At 73.0% G+C, this 20118-nt stretch carries 16 protein-coding genes and 1 pseudogene; 4 read left to right on the top strand and 13 right to left on the bottom strand.

Annotation, left to right across the window (positions count from 1 at the left end):
• The first annotated feature begins 32 nt into the window (after nt 1-32).
• Nucleotides 33-1499, top strand: coding sequence for an alpha/beta fold hydrolase (locus CITRIK5_RS04285; protein ID WP_036315316.1), 1467 nt, complete (start codon nt 33-35; stop codon nt 1497-1499).
• 53 nt (nt 1500-1552) lie between these two features.
• Here CITRIK5_RS04285 and CITRIK5_RS04280 read toward each other — a convergent pair whose 3' ends face one another.
• The 7 genes and pseudogenes from CITRIK5_RS04280 to coaE (CITRIK5_RS04250) form a co-directional block, all read right to left on the bottom strand.
• Nucleotides 1553-2812 (bottom strand): TerC family protein, encoded by a 1260-nt coding sequence (locus tag CITRIK5_RS04280; protein ID WP_036315319.1) that lies wholly within the window; start codon nt 2810-2812, stop codon nt 1553-1555.
• 16 nt (nt 2813-2828) lie between these two features.
• Nucleotides 2829-3668: pseudogene (locus tag CITRIK5_RS04275) on the bottom strand (TerC/Alx family metal homeostasis membrane protein); the annotation flags it as partial.
• 49 nt (nt 3669-3717) lie between these two features.
• Nucleotides 3718-4482 carry a hypothetical protein gene (locus tag CITRIK5_RS04270; protein ID WP_036315322.1) on the bottom strand — a complete coding sequence of 255 codons (765 nt, stop codon included), beginning with the start codon at nt 4480-4482 and terminating at the stop codon, nt 3718-3720.
• Nucleotides 4479-5117 carry a SatD family protein gene (locus CITRIK5_RS04265; RefSeq protein WP_036315325.1) on the bottom strand — a complete coding sequence of 213 codons (639 nt, stop codon included), beginning with the start codon at nt 5115-5117 and terminating at the stop codon, nt 4479-4481. The genes CITRIK5_RS04270 and CITRIK5_RS04265 overlap by 4 nt, the downstream gene beginning before the upstream one ends.
• Nucleotides 5118-5194: 77 nt before the next feature.
• On the bottom strand, nt 5195-7324 hold the full coding sequence (gene uvrB / locus CITRIK5_RS04260) for an excinuclease ABC subunit UvrB (protein WP_036315328.1): 2130 nt from the start codon (nt 7322-7324) through the stop codon (nt 5195-5197).
• Between the two features lie 37 nt (nt 7325-7361).
• Nucleotides 7362-8009: a dephospho-CoA kinase gene (gene coaE / locus CITRIK5_RS04255; RefSeq protein WP_036315330.1), complete on the bottom strand. Its 648-nt coding sequence runs from the start codon at nt 8007-8009 to the stop codon at nt 7362-7364.
• The gene (gene coaE, locus CITRIK5_RS04250) at nt 8006-10375 is read right to left on the bottom strand and encodes a dephospho-CoA kinase (protein WP_159833127.1); all 2370 of its coding nucleotides are present in this window, start codon (nt 10373-10375) and stop codon (nt 8006-8008) included. Before coaE (CITRIK5_RS04250) ends, coaE (CITRIK5_RS04255) begins: the two co-directional genes overlap by 4 nt.
• Nucleotides 10376-10529: 154 nt before the next feature.
• Between coaE (CITRIK5_RS04250) and CITRIK5_RS04245 the strand changes: the two genes are divergently transcribed.
• Both CITRIK5_RS04245 and CITRIK5_RS04240 read left to right on the top strand, forming a co-directional pair.
• Entirely contained in the window at nt 10530-11231 is a 702-nt protein-coding gene (locus tag CITRIK5_RS04245) for a YigZ family protein (protein WP_036315334.1), read from the top strand.
• A complete protein-coding gene (locus tag CITRIK5_RS04240) occupies nt 11224-12441 on the top strand; it encodes a class I SAM-dependent methyltransferase (RefSeq protein WP_233569897.1) in 1218 nt (405 codons plus the stop codon). Before CITRIK5_RS04245 ends, CITRIK5_RS04240 begins: the two co-directional genes overlap by 8 nt.
• A gap of 135 nt (nt 12442-12576) precedes the next feature.
• On the opposite strand, the gene rpsA is transcribed toward CITRIK5_RS04240, so the two are convergent.
• From rpsA to polA, 3 genes are all read right to left on the bottom strand, one after another.
• Nucleotides 12577-14034 carry a 30S ribosomal protein S1 gene (gene rpsA, locus CITRIK5_RS04235; RefSeq protein WP_036315338.1) on the bottom strand — a complete coding sequence of 486 codons (1458 nt, stop codon included), beginning with the start codon at nt 14032-14034 and terminating at the stop codon, nt 12577-12579.
• Between the two features lie 142 nt (nt 14035-14176).
• The gene (locus CITRIK5_RS04230; RefSeq protein ID WP_123243861.1) at nt 14177-15550 is read right to left on the bottom strand and encodes a GNAT family N-acetyltransferase; all 1374 of its coding nucleotides are present in this window, start codon (nt 15548-15550) and stop codon (nt 14177-14179) included.
• The gene (gene polA / locus CITRIK5_RS04225) at nt 15534-18347 is read right to left on the bottom strand and encodes a DNA polymerase I (RefSeq protein ID WP_123243862.1); all 2814 of its coding nucleotides are present in this window, start codon (nt 18345-18347) and stop codon (nt 15534-15536) included. The genes CITRIK5_RS04230 and polA overlap by 17 nt, the downstream gene beginning before the upstream one ends.
• Nucleotides 18348-18414: 67 nt before the next feature.
• Between polA and CITRIK5_RS04220 the strand changes: the two genes are divergently transcribed.
• Nucleotides 18415-18936 (top strand): PaaI family thioesterase, encoded by a 522-nt coding sequence (locus CITRIK5_RS04220; RefSeq protein WP_036382804.1) that lies wholly within the window; start codon nt 18415-18417, stop codon nt 18934-18936.
• A gap of 60 nt (nt 18937-18996) precedes the next feature.
• Here CITRIK5_RS04220 and CITRIK5_RS04215 read toward each other — a convergent pair whose 3' ends face one another.
• Genes CITRIK5_RS04215 through CITRIK5_RS04205 form a run of 3 tightly spaced genes read right to left on the bottom strand, consistent with a single transcriptional unit; the run spans nt 18997 to nt 20103 of the window.
• Entirely contained in the window at nt 18997-19374 is a 378-nt protein-coding gene (locus CITRIK5_RS04215) for a monovalent cation/H(+) antiporter subunit G (RefSeq protein WP_123243863.1), read from the bottom strand.
• A 13-nt stretch (nt 19375-19387) separates the two neighbouring features.
• Entirely contained in the window at nt 19388-19672 is a 285-nt protein-coding gene (locus tag CITRIK5_RS04210; RefSeq protein ID WP_010078747.1) for a monovalent cation/H+ antiporter complex subunit F, read from the bottom strand.
• Nucleotides 19669-20103, bottom strand: coding sequence for a Na+/H+ antiporter subunit E (locus CITRIK5_RS04205; RefSeq protein ID WP_010078748.1), 435 nt, complete (start codon nt 20101-20103; stop codon nt 19669-19671). Before CITRIK5_RS04205 ends, CITRIK5_RS04210 begins: the two co-directional genes overlap by 4 nt.
• Nucleotides 20104-20118: the final 15 nt, after the last annotated feature.

Here is a 20118-nt window from a genome sequence, read left to right as displayed (position 1 = left end):
GCGCCGGGGACGCTCGGGCGGCAGGACGGCCCGTGGCGGGCGACCCGCGCGGCTTCGCTCCCCTCGAGCCGGCCCGCCACCGCGTGGGCGAGCGCACCGAGCTCTACGACGGCACCGTCACGGTGGACCACTGGTTCTCGGTGCCGATCGACCACGCGCTGGGCCTCGCCGAGGCCGAGGCGCAGGACGCGGCGGGCACCGGCGTCGGGCCGCACGGGCGCGGCACGCTGACCGTCTTCGCCCGCGAGATCCGGGCGAAGGACGACCCCGAGGGCGAGCGCCCCTGGGCCCTGTACCTCCAGGGTGGCCCCGGCAGTGCCGGGCCCCGCCCGGCGCGCCTGAGCGGCTGGCTCGGCGCGCTGGCCGAGAGCCACCGCGTGCTGCTGCTGGACCAGCGCGGCACGGGGCGTTCGACCCCGGCCACTGTGGCGACCCTGACCGCCCCGGGCGCCTTCGCCACGGACGAGGCGCGCGCCGAGCACCTGGTGCACCTGCGGGCGCCCTCGATCGTGCGGGACGCCGAGATGCTGCGCCTCGCCCTCGGCGCCGGGCCGTGGACCACACTGGGCCAGAGCTTCGGCGGGTTCTGCACGCTGAGCTATCTCTCCTTCCACCCGGAGGGCCTGCAGCGCAGCCTGGTGACCGGCGGCCTCGCCCCGCTCACCGGCCACGCCGACCGGGTCTACCGGGCCACCTACGCCCGGATGCGCGCCCGCACCGAGGAGTTCTTCGACCGGCACCCGGCCGACCGCGACGCGTGGTCGGAGGCCGTGGGGCTGATCCGCGCCGCCGAGGCCGCGGGCGCCCCGATCCCCCTGCCCGGCGGCGGGCCGCTCACCGTGGGACGGGCCCAGGGTCTGGGCATGCTGCTGGGCGGCAACACCCGCGTGGACCGCCTGCACTGGGTCCTCGCCGAGGCCGTGGACCGCACCGGACCCGCGCCGCGCCTGTCCGAGACGTTCCTGGCCGCCGTCGCCGACCAGGACGACCGCCTCGTCAACCCGCTCTACACCGTGCTGCACGAGGCGATCTACGCGCAGCCGGCGGACCTGGCCGGCGGCCGGGCGGACACCGGCTGGTCGGCGTCCCGGATGCTCGCCGAGCACCCGGACTTCGACCCGGAGGCGACCACGGTCCCGCTGCCCACGGGCGAACACGTCATGCCCTGGTCCGTCGAGGTCGACCCCCGGCTGCGGCCCCTGGCCGGCACGGCGCGGCTGCTCGCCGAGCGCACGCAGTGGGGCCCGCTCTACGACGTGGCTGCCCTGGCGCAGAACACCGTCCCCGTGGCCGCCGCGGTCTACGCCGACGACGTGTACGTGGACCGGGACCTCTCGCTCGAGACGGCGCGGCGCGTCCGCGGCCTGCAGGTGTGGGAGACCGACGCCTTCCACCACGACGGCATCGCCGACGACGGGCCGGCGATCCTCGACCGGCTCCTGGCGATGACCGCGGCGGACGGCGCCGGGACGACGACGGCCCCCGACCCGGTCGACTGACCGGCCCGGGGGCCCGGGCGCCGGCGGAGCACTCCCCCGGTGCCGTGATCGGCTCAGACGGTGGGCCCGTCCTGTCGCACGATCTGCTCGGAGACCCCGCGCGCGTCGTCGTCACGGGGATCGGCGAGCCGGGTCTCGTGGGCCGTGCGGATGATGGCCGACCACGCGTCCTTGTGCTCGAGCAGCTGGTCGCGCCAGCGCTGGTCCAGGGCCTCGGCCCGGGCCGTCCAGCGGTCCATCAGGGCGGCGGCGCGCTCGCGCTCGGCCGGGTCGGCGTCCTCGGCCAGCTTCGAGTACCGATACGAGTACTTCTCGGCGTTCTGCAGCGCCCGCAGGGCCTGGCCCTTCGGCGAGGCCAGGGAGATCGCCACGGTGATCGCCAGGATCACGACGACGACCACGAGGGACAGCGTCGTGGGGATCTCGACGACGGGCACGTTCTCGCCGCCGTTGATGAACGGCAGGTTGTTCTCGTGCAGGGCGTGCAGGATCAGCTTCACGCCGATGAACGCCAGCAGCGCGGAGAGCCCGTAGGCCAGGTAGACGAGGCGGTCGAGCAGGCCGTCGATCAGGAAGTACAGCTGGCGCAGGCCCATGAGCGAGAACGCCGTGGCGGTGAAGACGATGTACGCCTCCTGGGTCACGCCGAAGATCGCGGGGATGGAGTCGAAGGCGAAGAGGATGTCCGTGGCGCCGATCGCGATCATCACGAGGAGCATCGGCGTCATGAGGCGCTTGCCGTCCACCGTCGTGAAGAGGCGGTCGCCGTCGAACTGCTCGGAGGCGGGCAGGAACCGCTTGACGAGGCGGACCATCACGTTGTCCGCCTCGTCCTGGGCGCCCTCGGCGTCGCCGGACATCTCGCCCTTGAGCTGGCCGCCGGCGATGATCAGCAGGAACAGGCCGAAGAGGTAGAACACGTCCGACCACGCGGCGATGACGGCGGCGCCCAGCAGGATGAACAGGGTGCGCGAGATCAGCGCGAACGTGATGCCGAACAGCAGCACCTTCTGCTGGTACTCGCGCGGCACCCGAAAGCTGGCCATGATGACCAGGAAGACGAACAGGTTGTCGACGCTGAGCGCCTTCTCCAGCAGGTAGCCGGTGTAGTACTCGACCGCGTGCTGGGTGTCGCCGAAGGCGAAGAACACGAGGCCGAAGACGAGCGCGAGGCCGACGTAGACGCCGGACCAGATCGCGGCCTCCCGGATCGACGGCGTGTGCGCCTTGCGGACATGGGCGAAGTAGTCGAACGCGAGGAGCCCGACGATCAGCGCGATCGTCAGGCCCCAGGTCAGGCCGTTGATTTCCACGGGTCACCTCTCGGCGTCAGGGGTCAGGACGGTGCCGCAAGTCTCTCCGCCCGCCGCGGCCGCGGCCCGGGCCCCTGTGTCCGGCCGGCGGCGCGCTCTCGGCGGCCGCGGCGTGCTGACGTCCACAGTGTTCGGGATACTCCCCTACGTCGCCGGTCAGTCTACCCGGTCGCACGACGACGCCCCGACCCGCGGCGGGCGGAGCGGGGCGTCGTCGGGCCCGCTGGTGCGGGCCCATGAGGGCGAAGATATTGGCGGTCAGGACGATGAACCAGTTCTGGGTGAGGCCGAAGATCGCCGGGATGGAGTCCACCGCGAACATCACGTCCGTCAGGCCGATCGTGATGAACACGACCACCATGGGGGTGAACATGCGCCGGCCGTCCACGGTGGTGCGCAGTCGGTTGCCGTCGTAGTCCGGCGCCACGTTGAGGCGGCGGGTCAGGCGGGCCACGACGCCCGGCTCGGACTCCTCGTCCCCGCCGTCGTCCTTGAGCTGCTGCCAGGCGGTCCAGAGCAGGAAGGCGCCGAAGATGTAGAACTCCCACGTCAGGTGCTCGATGGCGACGGCGCCGACCGCGATGAACACCGCGCGGGCGATCAGCGCGATGATGATGCCCACCATCAGCACCTCCTGCTGGTAGCGGCGGGGCACCTGGAACTTGGCCATGATGATGAGGAACACGAACAGGTTGTCCACGCTGAGGCTGTACTCGGTGACCCAGCCGGCGAGGAACTCGGTGCCGTGCTGCGCATCGCCCAGGGCGAAGAGCAGCCCCGCGAAGACCAGCGCCAGCGCCACGTAGAACCCGATCCACAGGCCGGCCTCCTTCATGGAGGGCTCGTGGGGGCCGCGCCAGTCTAGACGGGTGCGGTCCCGCGCGCGGATGCGGGTGGGCCCGGTCTCAGGCTGCGCCGGGGGCGGTCAAGCCGAGGGCGAGCCAGACGACGACGGCGCCGGCGGCGGCCAGGCCCCAGCTGGCGAGGGAGCCGATGAGGAACTCCTCCGCGCGCGAGCCGGCTCCGCGGTCCGCCGAGATCTCCGGGAAGCGCACGATGCCCTTGGCCGCCATCAGGGCCGCGATCACCGGATAGGCCTGCGCGAGCCCCAGGACGACCATGAGCAGTCGCTCCATGGGCCCGATGTAGCGACCGCCGCGCAGGCCGTCGGCCGCGGGGTCCGTGGGCGCGGCGGACGGCACGGTCGTGGGCTCCGCCGCGGGGTCCTCCGCCTCCTCGTCGCCCCCGTCGGCGGACCGGCCCGCCAGGGCGAGGACCGCGCGGGTGACCCGGTTGCCGGTCTCGGTCAGCGCCACCGTCACCGCCAGCAGCGTGAGTGCCGGGGGCGCGGAGCGCAGACCCGCGGGCGCCAGGGTCGACTCGAGCACGGCCACCAGGCCGACCGCGGCCGCCACCGCGACCACCCCGAGCGGCCGGTCCGGGTGCAGCCACGTCCAGCCCATCAGCAGGCCGAGGGCCACCAGGCCGCCGCCCACCGCGACGGAGATGCCGGTCGGCGCCAGGACGGCCACCAGCACCGCGGCGAGGACGGCGGCCACCGCCGCGCCGGCCCGGGCCAGCCACCGCCGCCGGGGGGTGGGCCAGGCGCCGGGCAGGACGGCGTCGAGCAGGTCGTGCAGCCCCAGCGCGAGCAGGGCGAGGGCGGTCACGGCGCGACCTCCGTCGCCGCGGCGGCGAGCTCGGCGTCCAGCTCGAGCAGCCGGTCGATCCCGGACCGCGCGACGGCCTGTGACACCGCGGACTGCGTGATCCGCTCCGCCCGTGCCGCCTCCGCCTGGGTCGCCCCGCCCAGCAGGGCGGCGGCGATTCGGCGTTCGCGGGCCTTGAGTCGGCCGAGGACATGGTCGCGCAGCAGGACGAGCCCGTCCACGGCGGCGGTGAGGGACGGGTCCGCGGCGCGGAAGGCGGTCGCGGCTCCGACAGCCCGCTCATGCGCGCGCTCGACGGCCTCGCGGGCCCGATACCAGGCCGGTCCGTCCTCGATGCCGTCTCCGCCGGCGTCCAGGGCCCGCCGCTGCCCCAGGCCGATCCCGAAGCGCAGGTCCAGGCCCGGGGGCAGGGCGAGCGTGACGCGGACGGTCAGCCGGAGCGCGTCCGGCCAGGTGCGGTGCAGCGCCTGGAACTCGTCGCCGACGCTGGCCCAGGCGGGACGCAGCGGCGGGACGTCCTGTTCCGCGGCCGCGAAGGCGGCCAGGATCTGCTCCTGCGCGCGGTCCCGGTCCGGGAGGGCGCGGGAGCCGACGATGTCCGCGATCACGGCCGCGACCGGGGGTGCTGCGCTCATGGCGTCACACTATCACTGATATGAAGATATTCATCAGTGTTTTCATAACACCCCGGGGCGCGGAACGCGCCGGGCGGTCACTGCTCCCGCTTCATCTGCCGCAGCTCCTTCTTGAGCTCGCCGACCTCATCGCGCAGGCGGGCCGCGAGCTCGAACTGCAGGTCCGCCGCCGCCTGGTGCATCTGCTGCGACATCTGCTCGATCAGATCGGCCAGGTCCTTGGCGGGCAGCGACGCCGGGTCCACCGCCGGGGCCTCGGCACCCTCCCCCGTGGCCGGGGCCCGGTCCAGTGAGCTGAGGCCGCGGTGGCCCATGCCGAAGTCGAACCCGGACTTCACGCCCCCCATGCCCTTGAGGAAGTCGGCGGTGTCCGCGTCCTCCCGGGCCAGCTGGTCCGTGATGTCCGCGATGCGCTTGCGCAGCGGCTGGGGGTCGATCCCGTGCTCCTCGTTGTACGCGATCTGCACGGCCCGGCGCCGCTCGGTCTCGTCGATCGCCCGCCGCATGGAGTCCGTGACGTTGTCGGCGTACATGTGGACCTCGCCGGAGACGTTGCGGGCGGCGCGGCCGATGGTCTGGATGAGGGAGGTGGTGGAGCGCAGGAAGCCCTCCTTGTCCGCGTCCAGGATCGCCACGAGCGAGACCTCGGGCAGGTCCAGGCCCTCGCGCAGCAGGTTGATGCCCACCAGCACGTCGAAGGTGCCCTTGCGCAGCTCCCGCAGCAGCTCCACGCGGCGCAGCGTGTCCACATCCGAGTGGAGGTACTCGACCTTCACCCCCGCCTCGAGCAGGTAGTCCGTGAGGTCCTCGGCCATGCGCTTGGTCAGCGTGGTCACCAGGACGCGCTCGTCCTTGGCCGTGCGCACCCGGATCTGCTCGAGCAGGTCGTCGATCTGGCCCTCGGTCGGCTTGACCACCACCTGCGGGTCCACCAGCCCGGTGGGCCGGATGATCTGCTCGACGTAGCCGTCCGCCTGGCCGAGCTCGTAGGCGCCCGGCGTCGCGGAGAGGTACACGGTCTGCCCGATCCGTTCGAGGAACTCATCCCACTTCAGCGGGCGGTTGTCCATGGCCGAGGGCAGGCGGAAGCCGTGCTCCACGAGGGTGCGCTTGCGGGACATGTCCCCCTCGTACATCGCGCCGATCTGCGGGATGGTCACGTGGGACTCGTCCACCACGAGCAGGAAGTCGTCCGGGAAGTAGTCCAGCAGGCAGTGCGGGGCGGAGCCGGCGGGACGGCCGTCGATGTGGCGCGAGTAGTTCTCGATGCCGTTGCAGTAGCCCATCTGCTGCATCATCTCGAGGTCGTACGTGGTGCGCATGCGCAGCCGCTGCGCCTCGAGGAGCCTGTCCTGGGACTCCAGCTCCTGCAGCCGCTCCCGCAGCTCGTCCTCGATGGTGGTGATCGCCCGGCCCATGCGCTCGTCGCCGGCCACGTAGTGCGAGGCCGGGAAGATGTACATCTCCTCCTCCTCGCGCACCACCTGGCCGGTGAGCGGGTGCAGGGTCTGGATGGACTCGATCTCGTCCCCGAAGAACTCGATGCGCACCGCGAGCTCCTCGTACATGGGGATGATCTCCACGGTGTCCCCCCGCACCCGGAAGGTGCCGCGGTGGAAGTCGACGTCGTTGCGCACGTACTGCATCTGCACGAACCGCCGCAGGAGCACGTCCCGGTCCATCTCCGCACCGCGGCGCAGGGTGACCATCTGCTCGATGTACTCCTCGGGCGTGCCGAGGCCGTAGATGCAGGAGACGGTGGCCACCACGATCACGTCCCGCCGGGTCAGCAGCGCGTTCGTGGCCGAGTGGCGCAGCCGCTCGACCTCCTCGTTGATGGAGGAGTCCTTCTCGATGAAGGTGTCCGTCTGCGGGACGTACGCCTCGGGCTGGTAGTAGTCGTAGTAGGAGACGAAGTACTCGACCGCGTTGTTGGGCAGCAGCTCCCGGAACTCGTTGGCCAGCTGCGCCGCGAGCGTCTTGTTCTGCACCATCACCAGCGTGGGCCGCTGGAGGCGCTCGACGAGCCACGCCGTCGTCGCCGACTTGCCCGTGCCGGTGGCGCCCATCAGGACGACGTCCTTCTCCCCCGCCTCCACGCGCTCGGCGAGCTCGGCGATGGCCTTCGGCTGGTCACCGGAGGGCTGGTAGGGGGAGATGACCTCGAACGGGGCGACGACGCGGTTGATCTTCTGGGCCAGGCTCATGGCAGAACCCTACGTCGCGCCCCGGACACCCCGGCGGTCAGTCCGCCGAGGGCTCAGCCGCGCCGGGGGCGAGGAACCGGTCCCACACCTGGTTCGCCACGGACGCGAGCCGCTCGAGGTCGGCGTCGTTGACGATGACCACGTCCGCGACGGCGCGCCGCTGCTCGTCCGTGGCCTGGGCCGCGATCCGCGCCTCGGCGTCCGCGCGGCTCATGCCGCGGTCCTCCACCATCCGGCGCAGGCGCTCCTCGAGCGGGGCCTCCACCACGATCACGAGGTCGAACGCGTCCGCCTGCCCGGTCTCCACCAGCAGCGGCACGTCCTGGACCACGACGGCGTCCGGCCCGGCCTCGGCGACGATGCGCCGGGCCGCAGCCCGGATCCGGGGGTGCACGATGCGGTTCAGGCGCTGTCGGGCGCCCTCGTCCCCGAAGACGATGCGGGCCATCTCGACGCGGTCGAGCTCACCGTCCGCGGTGATGACGCGGTCCCCGAACTCGTCCTGGACGGCGGCCAGCCCGTCGGTGCCCTTCTCGAGGACCAGCCGGGCGAGGGCGTCCGAGTCCACCAGGAGCGCGCCACGCTCCTGCAGGACACGGGCCACCGCGGACTTGCCGGCGGCGATCCCGCCGGTCAGGCCCACATGGACGCGCGGCCGTTCGGCCACCGGGTCGGTCTCGGTCATACGCGCTCTCCTCGGGCGGCCTCGAGCTGAGGCTGGATCTTGGCCGCCCAGTATGCCCGGACGGCCTCCTGCAGGTCCTCGAGCGAGCCGTCGTTCTCGATCACGGTGTCCGCGATCTCGGCCCGCTCCTCGTCCGCCGCCTCCTCGTCGATGAAGGCCCAGGCCCGCTCGCGGGTCATGTCGTGGGACTCCATGAGCCGGGCGACGCGCACCTCGGCGGGAGCGGAGACGGCCAGCACCTGGTCGAAGTCCTGTCCGGAGCCGGTCTCGGCCAGCAGGGCCAGGTCGACCACCAGCACGGAGTCCTCGCCGATCTCGCGGGCCCGGCGGTTCGCCTCGTCGCGCACCGCCGGGGAGACGATCTCGTACATGCGCGTCCGGGCGGTCGAGCTCTCGGTGGTGAGCCGGTTGAGGGTGCGCGCGTCCAGGGTGCCGTCCGCGCGGACGATGTCCTCGCCGAAGACCGAGCGGAGCTCCTCGAGCACGGGGTTGCCGGGCACGAGGATCTCCCCCATCAGGTCGTCGAACTCCACGACGACGGCGCCCAGCCGCTCGAGCTCCGCGCCGACCTCGGTGCGGCCCGCGGCGATGCCGCCGGTCAGGCCGACGGTGACGAGGGCCTTGGCCGCGTCGATGCGCTGCTGGTGCCACGTCTTCGGGGTGTGCGTGTCGTTCTCCGGCTCGGTGCCGACCTCGAACTCGGGGCGGATCACGAAGTCCGAGACGTCCACGCCGTCCTCGGTGGCGCGGCGGCGGTACTCCTCGACCGGCAGCACCTGCTTCCACTGGCGGGTCCGCATGGGCCGCGCGGCACCCGCGTCCTCGCGCAGGGCCTGCAGCAGCAGTGCGGCCTGCGTGACGGTGATGAGCAGGATGGGCAGGCCGATCACGATGATGACCTCCTGCAGCGCCGCCAGGCCGTTCTCGCCCGCGGTGAGGATGATGGCCGCGCAGACCGCGCCGATGGACACGGCCCAGAACACGGACTGGCGGCGGGGCGCGGCATCCTCGTGGCCATTGGCCATCGCGTCCATCACGAGCGCGCCCGAGTCGATCGAGGTGATGAAGAACAGCGTGATGACCACGAGCGCCACGACCGCGGCCACCGTGTAGAGCGGCGTGCCCTGCAGGTGCTGGAACAGGGCGGCCTGGACGTTGCCGTCGGTGACGATCGTCTGCGTGAGGTCACCGCCCTGGCCCGGCGCCGGCGCGGTGGCGCGGTCCGACTGGAACGCGGAGTAGCCGTAGATGCCCATCCAGATGATGACGAACGCCGTGGGCAGGCCGAGGCCGGCCATGATGAAGGAGCGGATGGTGCGGCCGCGTGAGATGCGGGCGAAGAACATCCCCACGAAGGGCGCCCACGTCACGGTCCAGGCCCAGTAGAAAACGGTCCAGTCACCGGACCACTGGCCCGAGTTGTACGTGTCGTTGTAGGTGGAGAGCACGGGCAGCATGGAGGCGTACTCGCCGATCGCCTGCACGGTGCCGCGGATGACGTCCATGCTGGAGACGGCCCACATCAGGACGTACACGAGCAGGGCGATCGCCAGCAGGATGTTGGCGTAGGACAGCCGCTTGACGCCCTTGTCCATGCCGACCAGCACGGAGGCCGTGCCCACGGCGGTGACGACGGCCAGGATGAGCGCCTGGACCCAGCCGGCCACGGGGGTGCCCAGCACGTAGTTCATGCCCGCGTTGATCTGCAGGGCGCCCAGGCCCACGGACACGCCGAGGCCGAACACGGTGGAGACCACGGCGATGATGTCGATCGTCTTGCCGATGGGGCCGTGGATGCGATCGCCGAGGAGGGGCTGGAAGGCGGAGGACACGCGCGGGGGCAGCTTGCGCTTGTACGTGAAGTAGCCGAAGCACAGGCCCGGGACGAGCAGGATCGCCCACATGTGGATGCCGAAGTGGAAGTTCGCGATCGCCATGGCCTCCGAGGCCGCGCGGTCGGAGAACGGCTCCGTCCCCGCCATGGGCGGGTTGGCGTAGTGGTTCATCGGCTCCGCGATGCCCCAGAACATCAGCACCGCGCCGACGCCGGCGGCGAACATCATGCCGAACCAGGTCAGGCCGGAGTACTCCGGCACCGCGTCGTCGTCGCCGAGCTTGACCCGGCCGTACCGGGTCACGGCGAGGATGAACAGGAACGCCACCAGCAGGGTCAGGCTGAGGGTGTAGATCCAGCCGACGTCGTAGCGCAGCCAGCTCGAGACCACGCCGAAGGCCGCCTGGACCGGGCCAGGGAACAGGCCCATCGCGGCGGTGAAGAGCACGACCGCGGCGGCCGAGCCGAAGAAGATCGCCGGACTCGTGCGGAGCCCCAACGTGTCGTGCAGGCGAGTGAGCGGGGAAGTCATGAGTCTCCCGGGACAGGGTCATGGGAGGCCCGCGGCGGCACGCGTGCTCGCTCACCGGTGGGCCGGTGCCGGGTGGCACGGTCTTCCACTGTACCGAAGCTCACGTCGGGGCTCGACGGCGTGCCCGTCCTCGGCCAGCCCCTAGGGTGGGGTCATGCCCGATCCCGCCCCCGCCCCGACCGCGCGCTGCACGGTCCTGCCGGCGTCCGCCCGCGACCCCGACGGCTGGCTGGAACGGGAGGTGGAGATCCGCCGCAGCCGCTTCCTCACCTACCTCGGGCGCGTCGAGGACGAGGCGCAGGCGCGCGAGATGGTCGCCGTCCTGCGGCGCCGGCACCACGACGCGCGGCACGTGTGCAGCGCGTTCGTCCTCGGCCCCGCCCGGGACCGGATGCGCTCCAGCGACGACGGCGAGCCCGCCGGCACGGCCGGCGTCCCCATGCTCGAGGCCGTCCTCCAGCGCGAGACCGCGCCGGGCCGGACCGACCTGACGGACGTGTGCGCCGTCGTCGTGCGCTGGTTCGGGGGGATCAAGCTGGGCGCCGGGGGCCTGGTGCGCGCCTACTCGGACTCGGTGTCCGGGGCACTCGACGCCGCCCCGCTGCGCACCCGCTCCCGGCTGGCCCTGCTCGCGGTGGAGGCGCCCCACACCGACGCCGGCCGGTGGGAGAACGAGCTGCGCGCGGCGGGCGTGTCCGTGCTGGAGGCGAGCTACGGCGCCGCGGGGGTCCGCCTGACGGTCGGCGTGCCGGACACCGAGGAGGCCCGCGCGGCGTTCGCGGCGCGGCTCGCGGACGTCACGGCCGGCGCGGGGCATGCGGAGCGGATCGGAGAGGACTGGGTGGACCATGAGTGAGCCGTTGCCCCGGGGGGTCACCCCCGATGTCGCCCGTGGCGGGCTGCCGGACGACCTCACCGCGGGCGTGGACTTCGCGGCGCTGGATCGGTGGCCGCTGCCGACCGAGCCCGACCGCCAGGCCCACGACGCGGCGGACCTGCTCCTGCTCGACACCCTGGCCGGGTGGATCGCGAGCGGGCACGTCCCCGGCCCGGTGGCCGTCCTGGAGGACCGGCACGGCGCGCTGACCCTGCCCCTGCTCACGGCCGGCCACGACGTCCGGATCCACCAGGACGACGCCTCCGCCGAGCGCTCGCTGGACGCGAACCTCGCCGCGTGGCGCGCCGCCGGTCGCCTCGGCGGGGAGACGGGCGAGCTCGAGCGAACGGCCACGCCTGAGGAGGCGGCCCGGGGCGCCCGGACGGTCCTGCTGCCGCTGCCCCGCTCGCTCGACGAGCTCGACCGGCTGTCCCGGATCGTCGCAGCCGTGGCCGACCCCGGCGTGGTCCTGCTGGCCGGCGGCCGCGACAAGCACATGAGTCCGCGCATGAACGCGGTGCTCGGCGCGGCGTTCGAGGACGTCGTCGCCGGACGGGGACGCCGCAAGGCGCGCGTGCTCACGGCCCGGGGCCCACGTCCCGGCGTGACCCCCCGGCCGCCGGAGGAGGCCGACCGCGACGTCCCCGGCGTGGGGCGCCTGCACCTGGTGGCCCACGCCGGCACCTTCGGCGGAGCCGCCGCCGACCCGGGCACCCGTCTGCTGCTCACCTCGCTCGCCGACGACCCGCGCCCGCCGGGGCGCGCCGTGGACCTGGGGTGCGGCAACGGGCTGCTCTCGGTCGGGGCGGCGCGGCTGTGGCCGCACGTCACCGTGCTGGCCACCGACCAGTCCGCCGTGGCGGTCGCCTCGACGCTCGCCACGGCCCGCGCGAACCGCGTGGCGGACCGCGTCCGGGCCGTGCGCGACGACGCCCTGACCACGTGGCCGGACGGGACGGAGGAGTGCGTGCTCCTGAATCCCCCGTTCCACGACGGCAACGCCGTGGACCCCTCCGTGGCCCACCGGCTGGTGGCGGCCGCGGCGCGGGTGCTGGAGCCGGGCGGCCGGCTGTGGTGCGTCTGGAACTCGCACCTGCGGTACCGGCCGGTGCTGGAGGACCTCGTCGGGCCGACCCGGCAGACGGCGCGCGACCGCACGTTCACCGTGACGGTCTCCGAGCGCCGCTGAGCGCGGCCGTCGGGTCCCGTCCGCTCCCCCACGGCCAGCCCCCCGGGACGCGACGACGCCCCGCCCCTCCGGAGGGAGGGACGGGGCGTCGGGTGCTCGGCGCGGGCCGTCAGGGACGGTCACGCACCGCGGCGATCAGTTGCCGGTGAGCTTCTCGCGCAGGGCGGCGAGGGCCTCGTCGGAGGCCAGGGTGCCTCCGTCCGAGGACGGGGCCTCGGAGGAGTAGGACGAGCCGCCCAGGCCCGCACCGGCGTCGGCGCCGGCGGTGGCCTCCTCCTGGAGGGAGCGGCGCACCTGCTCCTTGTGGGCCTCCCAGCGGGCCTGAGCGTCGGCGTACTGCTGCTCCCAGGCGGCGCGCTCGGTCTCGAAGCCCTCCATCCACTCGTTGGTCTCGACGTCGAAGCCCTCGGGGTACTTGTAGTTGCCCTCCTCGTCGTACTCCGCGGCCATGCCGTAGAGCGCCGGGTCGAACTCGGTGCCCTCGGGGTCCACGCCCTCGTTGGCCTGCTTGAGGGACAGGGAGATGCGGCGACGCTCGAGGTCGATGTCGATGACCTTGACGAACAGCTCGTCGTTGACCGACACGACCTGCTCGGCGGTGTCGATGTGGCGCGAGGCCAGCTCCGAGATGTGCACGAGGCCCTCGATGCCGTCCTCCACGCGGACGAACGCACCGAACGGCACGAGCTTGGTGACCTTGCCCGGCACGACCTGGCCGAGGGCGTGGGTGCGGGCGAAGAGCTGCCACGGGTCCTCCTGGGTCGCCTTCAGCGACAGGGAGACACGCTCGCGGTCCATGTCCACCTCGAGGACCTCGACGGTGACCTCCTGGCCCACCTCGACGACCTCGGACGGGTGGTCGATGTGCTTCCAGGACAGCTCGGAGACGTGCACGAGGCCGTCCACGCCGCCCAGGTCCACGAAGGCGCCGAAGTTGACGATGGAGGACACGGTGCCGTTGCGGACCTGGCCCTTCTCCAGCTTGTGGAGGAAGTTGGAGCGGACCTCGGACTGGGTCTGCTCGAGCCAGGCGCGGCGGGACAGGACCACGTTGTTGCGGTTCTTGTCCAGCTCGATGATCTTCGCCTCGAGCTTCTGGCCGATGTAGGGGGCCAGGTCGCGCACGCGGCGCATCTCCACGAGGGAGGCCGGGAGGAAGCCGCGCAGGCCGATGTCGAGGATGAGGCCGCCCTTGACCACCTCGATGACGGTGCCCTCGACGACGCCGTCCTCCTCCTTGATCTTCTCGATGTCGCCCCAGGCGCGCTCGTACTGGGCGCGCTTCTTCGAGAGGATCAGGCGACCCTCCTTGTCCTCCTTGGTGAGGACCAGGGCCTCGACGGTGTCGCCCACGGCCACGACCTCGTCCGGGTCCACGTCGTGCTTGATGGACAGCTCGCGGGACGGGATGACGCCCTCGGTCTTGTAGCCGATGTCGAGCAGGACCTCGTCGCGGTCCACCTTGACGACGGTGCCCTCGACGAGGTCGCCATCGTTGAAGTACTTGATGGTCGCGTCGATGGCGGCGAGCAGGTCCTCGGCAGAGCCGATGTCGTTGATGGCGACCTGCGGGGCGTTGGAAGTGGTGGTCATGTAGGAGGGACTCCGTTGGGATCGGGGGTCACGTCGGGATCGATGCCGCCGGTGGGCGGCATCCGGGCACCAGAGGGGCCCCACCCGGCGTGGGTCGTGATGGACATGTATCAAACGCGCACGAATGTGCTCGTCCAGCGTATCAGAAGCCGACGAGGGTGTGCAGGGGTCGGCTGGGTCGCACAAGCCCGTCGAACGCCTCCGCCGCGCCGGCCCGCAGCTCCGCCACGACACCGGCCTCCGCCAGCACCGCGGCGCCGGCCCCGCGGGAGTGCCCGCCGAGCCAGAGCGCGGAGAACCGGGCCGCGTCGAGCCGGAGCCCCGCGCCCATGCGGACGGCGTCGGCCGCGGGGCCCAGCCGCTCGGCGGCGCCGCGCCCCTGGCGGACGGTGAGCCGCCACGTCCCGTCGATCGCGCCGAGCGCGTCCTCGACGGCGACGACGACCTCCCCGTCGCCCGCCCAGCCACGGGCCGCCATGGCGGCGGGCAGGTTCAGGACCCGCAGGTACAGGTCGTCGGAGCCGCGGTGCCGGCTCACCCGCCGCTCGTCGACGAAGAGCGCCTCGAGCCAACCGGGCTCGGGTGCGCGGCCCCACTCGATCCGCTCGACCAGGTCCAGCCGGGCCAGGTGGTGGACGAGCCCGCGCCGCGCGTCGGCGGTCGCCGCGAGGAACGCGGTGACGGTGATCGTGGGCGGCTCCTTCTCCCAGCCCTCGAACCGATACAGCGCGACGCCCTGGACCCGCCCGTCGTCGTCGCGGTGGACCGCCGCGTACAGCCCCGAGCCGCGCCCCTCGTTCCGACTCGCCTCGCGGTCCTCCCAGCGAGGCACGCTGAACGAGGTCCGCTGGACCGAGCCCGGGGTGGCCGGCAGCACCCGCCCGTACAGCTCGTCCACGAGGCCGGGGATCTCCCGCGGCTCCTCGACCGTGACCCGCCCGCCGGCCGGGGCGCCCGTGAACGCGGGGGCGCCCGAGACGTCGATCCGCACGGCGTGCCACCGGGTGGCGGCCCCGAAGCCGAAGCGGCCGTAGATGGCGGCCTCGGTCGCGGTCAGGGCGGCCGCGCACAGGCCGGCGTCGCGGGCGTCCGCGAGGGACCTGAGCATCATGGCCCGCAGCACGCCGCGCCGGCGGGCGTCCGGCGAGACGGTCACGTCGGTGATCAGCCAGGCGTCGACGGTGCGGCCGGGCGACGTGGTCAGCGGCTGCACGAAGTCCTCGAAGGTGGCGGCGGGGCGGCGGGCCGCCGGGTCGTCCCCCGGCGCGTAGACGCCGAGCCGGCGCCGTCCGTCGGCCGCGTGGGCCTCGAGCTGCTGGCGGAGCGCGGCGCCCGTGGGCACCGTCTCGTAGAAGCCCCGTTCGACCGCGGCCGCGAAGTGCGATGCGGCGGGGTCCTCGGGGCCGAGGACCCCGAGGTCACGCAGCGCGAGGCCGTGCTCGCCGAGCCGGTCCTCGGCGGCGTCGGCCAGCCGCCGCAGCGACGGACCCTCCGGCGCGTCAGTGTGCGGCGTCATGCCAGCTCCTTCCCTGGCCGACGTGCACGTCGAGCGGCACGGAGAGCTCGGCGGCCCGGCCCATCCGCTCCTTCAGGAGCGCCGTGGCCTTCTCGAGCTCGGCGGCCGGGACCTCGAGGATGAGCTCGTCGTGGACCTGCAGCAGCAGGCGCGAGGCCAGCCCGTGCTCCTCGAGGCCGGCCTGCACGTCGAGCATCGCGCGCTTGATGATGTCCGCGGCCGAGCCCTGGATGGGGGCGTTGAGCGCGGCGCGCTCGGCCATGTCCCGCAGCTGACGGTTGTCCGAGCTGAGGTCCGGGAGGTAGCGGCGGCGCCCCTCGATCGTCGAGGTGTACCCGTCCTGTCGGGCCTGCGCGACGACGTCGCGCAGGTAGTCGCGCACGCCGCCGAAGCGGTCGAAGTAGCCCTTCATGAGGCCGCGCGCCTCGTCCACCGAGATCTTCAGCTGCTTGGACAGCCCGAAGGAGGACAGCCCGTAGGCCAGGCCGTAGCTCATCGCCTTCACCTTGGCGCGCTGCTCGGCGGTGACGTCGTCCGGGTCCACGCCGAACACCTGCGAGCCGACGAACGAGTGCAGGTCCTCGCCCTCGCGGAAGGCCTGGATCAGCCCCTCGTCCTCGGACAGGTGCGCCATGATGCGCATCTCGATCTGGGAGTAGTCGGCCGAGAGCAGCACGGCCTGCTCGCCGGCCACCTCGTCCGCCACGAACACCTCACGGATGCGGCGGCCCGCCTCGGTGCGCACCGGGATGTTCTGGAGGTTCGGGTGCAGCGAAGACAGCCGGCCCGTGGCGGCGGCGGTCTGCGAGTAGGTGGTGTGGATGCGGCCGTCCGGGGCGACGGTCTCGAGCAGCCCCTCCACGGTCTGCCGGAGCTTCGTGGCGTCACGGTGGGCCATCAGGTTCTCGAGGAACGGGTGCCGGGTCTGCTCGAGCAGGTCCTGCAGCGAGTCCACGTCCGTGGAGTAGCCGGTCTTCGTCTTGCGCGTGCGCGGCATGTTGAGCCGCTCGAACAGCACCTCCTGCAGCTGCTTGGGCGAGCCGAGGTTGACCTGCATCCCGCCGGTCTCCTCCGCGACGGACGCCCACGCGGACTCCTTGGCGGCGTCGGCGGCGTCGGTGAAGTCCTCGCGCAGGCCGGTCAGGGCGTCGACGTCGACGGCGATGCCGGTCAGCTCCATCCGGGCGAGCAGCCGCGAGAGCGGGATCTCGAGCTCCTGCAGCAGCCGCTGGGCCCCGCGGTCGAGCACCTGGGGCGTGAACTGGGTCGAGAGACGGCGCACCACCCAGGCGGCCCGCACGGCGTCCGCGGCGCGGTCCGCCCGTTCGGCGGCGGCTTGACCTCCGTCGAGGTCGAACGACCCCTGCGCCCGCTGCTGAGCGGACTCGCGCGGGGCGGTGAGGGGGGTGTGCAGATGCGCCTCCGCCAGCGCCTCGAGCGAGGTGTCCCGCCGGTCCGGCTGGATCAGGTAGGCCGAGAGCAGCACGTCGTCCACCACGCCGTCCAGGGCCGCGTCCGGGCCGAGCCCGTCGCCCTCGGTGGGCGCGGCCAGCGCCTTGAGCGTGCGCTTGAGGTCGTGCACGGCCTTGGCCAGTCCGCCCTCGCCCAGGGCCTCGCGCACGGCGGCCACCAGCGCCGGGTCCGGGGCGTCGCCGTCGAGGGTGACGTGCAGGCCCGCGTGCTCGCCCACCAGCGCGACGCCGACGGGCGTGCCGAACGTGCCGGGCACGGGCACCTTGCGGCGGGGCAGCAGGGCCGGGCCCTCGACGTCCACGTGGACGCCGAGCAGGTTGCCGGCCTCGGCGGCGAGGAAGGATCGCACGTCCTCGGCCGTCGTCGCCTCGGTGAACTCCGGGGCGGCCTCGACCTCGGGGGGCGGCGCGTCCTCGCCCACCCGCTCGCCGAACACCTCGAACACGCGCTCCCGGATGCGGTTGAACTGCAGCGCGTCGAACAGCTCCTCCACGGGCTCGCGCTCGGGCATCTCGAGCCGCATTGCCTCGAGCCCGATCGGCAGGTCGAGGTCGCGCACGAGGGCGTTGAGGCGGCGGTTGCGGCGCACGTCCTCGAGATGCTCGCGCAGCGCCTCCCCCTTCTTGCCCGTGATCTCGTGCGCGTGTGCGAGCACGCCGTCGAGGTCCCCGTACTGCTTCAGCCATTTCGCGGCGAACCCGGGACCGACGCCGGGCACGCCGGGCAGGTTGTCCGCGGCCTCGCCGACGAGGGCCGCGAGCTCGGGGTACTGGGCGGGGGCGACCCCGTACTTGGCCATGACGGCGTCCGCATCCATCGGCGGGATGTCGGAGACGCCCTTCTTGGGGTAGAGCACGGTGGTGCGCTCGGAGATGAGCTGGAACGCGTCCCGGTCACCGGAGACGACGACGGCCTCCCACCCCGCCTCCTCGGCGCGCGCGGACAGAGTGGCCACGATGTCGTCGGCCTCGTAGCCCTCCAGCGTGAGCGTGGGGATGCCCAGGGCCTCCATGACCTTCACGGTCAGCTCGATCTGGCCCGCGAACTCCGCGGGCGTCTCGGAGCGGCCGGCCTTGTACTCACCGTACTCCTCGGAGCGGAACGTGGGCCCGGAGAGGTCGAACGCCACGGCCACGTGCGTGGGCCGCTGCTGCCGGATCATGGTCAGGAGCATGGCGGTGAAGCCGTACACGGCGTTCGTGTGCTGGCCCGTGTCCGTGGCGAAGTTCTCGGCGGGCAGCGCGTAGAACGCGCGGAACGCCATCGAGTGCCCGTCCAGGACCAGCAGCCGCTGCGGGGCCTCTGGGGTCGGATCTGCCGCCATGGGTGCTCACGTCTCCTCTCGGCGCGCGGCGCGGGGCGCGCCGGTCGCGTGTGCCAGCCTAGTGCTCATGAGTGAGCACACCGAGACCACCCCCGCCGCCTCCGAGCGCGTGTACCGCCCCGGCGTCACCCCCGAGCTGAGCCCCGCCGAGCTGGAGGCGGCCTGCGCCGAGGCCGGTCTGACGCCCGAGCTTGTCACCGCCCTCGGCGGCGCGGCGATCAGCCCCCTCGCCCAGAAGATGGGTCTGCGCTTCCTCGAGCTCACGGCCGAGCGAGCCGTCGCCACCCTGCCCGTGGCGGGCAACGAGCAGCCCGTCGGGCTGCTGCACGGCGGCGCCCACCTCGTGCTCGCCGAGTCCCTGGGCTCGATGGCCGCGAAGATCCACGCCGGGCCGGACCGCAACGTCGTCGGGGTCGAGATCAGCGCCACGCACCACCGGGCCGTCCGCTCGGGCCTCGTGACCGGCACCGCGACCGCCGTCCACCTGGGCGGCACCCTCGTCACCCATGAGGTGGTGATGACGGACGAGCAGGGCCGGCGGCTCTCGACCGCCCGCATCACCAACCTGGTCCTGGCGCCGCGCCCCTGAGGCGGCACGGCCCGCCCCGGGAGACGGGACGGGCCGGGCCGACGCCGCGTGCGGGCGGTCTCAGACCTCGTCCGGCGCGCGGGGAGCGGGCTCGCCGTGCTCGCGCCCCGGGGTGTCCTCGGCGAGCTCGTCGTAGTGCCCGGGGTTCATGGGCACCCCCGTGAGATAGGCCGAACGGGCCAGGGCCATCGTGGCCACCGAGGCCGAGCCCAGCTGCAGCACCACGATCAGGGCCACCTTCACGAACGCGGCCACCCCCGGGGCCAGTAGCAGGGCGCCCACCACGATCAGGATCATCCCGACGCCGCCGGCGGTGCCCACGGCGGAGACGCGGGTGTAGGGGTCGGGGAACCGGATCAGACCGAGTCCCGCGGTGACGAACGCAAGGGCTCCGATCACCACGAGCACGGAGCCGGCGGCGGTCAGGACGACGTCCACGGGTGCGACCTCCTCAACGCTTGCCGCGCGTGAGCGCGCGGGCCAGGGACATGCCGGACAGGAAGGCCACGACCGCGGCGATCAGGACCAAGTCGAACGTCCACGGGTTGTCCGCCCGGACGCCGAACAGCACGAGCATCCCGAGCACGCTGAACGTGAGCAGGTCGCCCGAGACCGCGCGGTCCGCGTCGAGCGGGCCCACCACGATCCGGTACGCGGACACGAGCGCCGACACGGTCAGCAGCGCGATGGCCAGGTCGATCCCCACCAGGGACCAGTCGTAGGCGAAGGGCATCATGCCACCCCCGTCTTCCGCATCGCGTGGAGCATGCGCGCCTCCATGTCGTGGATCTCCGCGCGCAGGGCGTCGGCGTCGTCAGCGTACAGGCCGTGCACGTAGAGCAGGCGCCGCGCGTCCGGGTCACCGTCCTCGTCACCGACGGCGCCGGCACGCCGGGTGCCCAGCGTCAACGTGCCGGGCGTCAGGGTGATCAGCGCCGAGAGCAGGGTGACCTCGGCGTCCGTGCGGCAGTTGCTGCGCACGCGGGCGATGCCCGAGCGCGCCTGGACGCCGGGGGTGACGAGGTCCTTGATGACCGCCTTCGAAGAGGTCACCAGGGCCCACGCGTACCAGCACCAGAACACGAGCCACCGCCAAGGCCAGGACACGGCGGAGGCCGTGCCGGGCGCCAGGTCGACGGTCCCGTCGGCGGGGGCGACGGTGTGCATGGGGGCGTCTCCTTC

The organism is Micrococcus sp. 116 (genome assembly GCF_902506395.1).
Classification (GTDB): Bacteria; Actinomycetota; Actinomycetes; order Actinomycetales; family Micrococcaceae; genus Micrococcus; species Micrococcus luteus.
The sequence above is the reverse complement of the archived record's forward strand: the minus strand, read 5'-3'. Positions and strand labels throughout refer to the sequence as shown.

Excerpts from the sequence above, each read along its gene's own strand:
- CITRIK5_RS04265 (WP_036315325.1), bottom strand. The coding sequence starts at position 5,117 with ATGAGCGCAGCACCCCCGGTCGCGGCCGTGATCGCGGACATCGTCGGC.
- uvrB (WP_036315328.1), bottom strand. The coding sequence starts at position 7,324 with ATGAGCCTGGCCCAGAAGATCAACCGCGTCGTCGCCCCGTTCGAGGTC.
- coaE (WP_036315330.1), bottom strand. The coding sequence starts at position 8,009 with ATGACCGAGACCGACCCGGTGGCCGAACGGCCGCGCGTCCATGTGGGC.
- coaE (WP_159833127.1), bottom strand. The coding sequence starts at position 10,375 with ATGACTTCCCCGCTCACTCGCCTGCACGACACGTTGGGGCTCCGCACG.
- CITRIK5_RS04245 (WP_036315334.1), top strand. The coding sequence starts at position 10,530 with ATGCCCGATCCCGCCCCCGCCCCGACCGCGCGCTGCACGGTCCTGCCG.
- CITRIK5_RS04240 (WP_233569897.1), top strand. The coding sequence starts at position 11,224 with ATGAGTGAGCCGTTGCCCCGGGGGGTCACCCCCGATGTCGCCCGTGGC.
- rpsA (WP_036315338.1), bottom strand. The coding sequence starts at position 14,034 with ATGACCACCACTTCCAACGCCCCGCAGGTCGCCATCAACGACATCGGC.
- CITRIK5_RS04230 (WP_123243861.1), bottom strand. The coding sequence starts at position 15,550 with ATGACGCCGCACACTGACGCGCCGGAGGGTCCGTCGCTGCGGCGGCTG.
- polA (WP_123243862.1), bottom strand. The coding sequence starts at position 18,347 with ATGGCGGCAGATCCGACCCCAGAGGCCCCGCAGCGGCTGCTGGTCCTG.
- CITRIK5_RS04220 (WP_036382804.1), top strand. The coding sequence starts at position 18,415 with ATGAGTGAGCACACCGAGACCACCCCCGCCGCCTCCGAGCGCGTGTAC.
- CITRIK5_RS04210 (WP_010078747.1), bottom strand. The coding sequence starts at position 19,672 with ATGATGCCCTTCGCCTACGACTGGTCCCTGGTGGGGATCGACCTGGCC.
- CITRIK5_RS04205 (WP_010078748.1), bottom strand. The coding sequence starts at position 20,103 with ATGCACACCGTCGCCCCCGCCGACGGGACCGTCGACCTGGCGCCCGGC.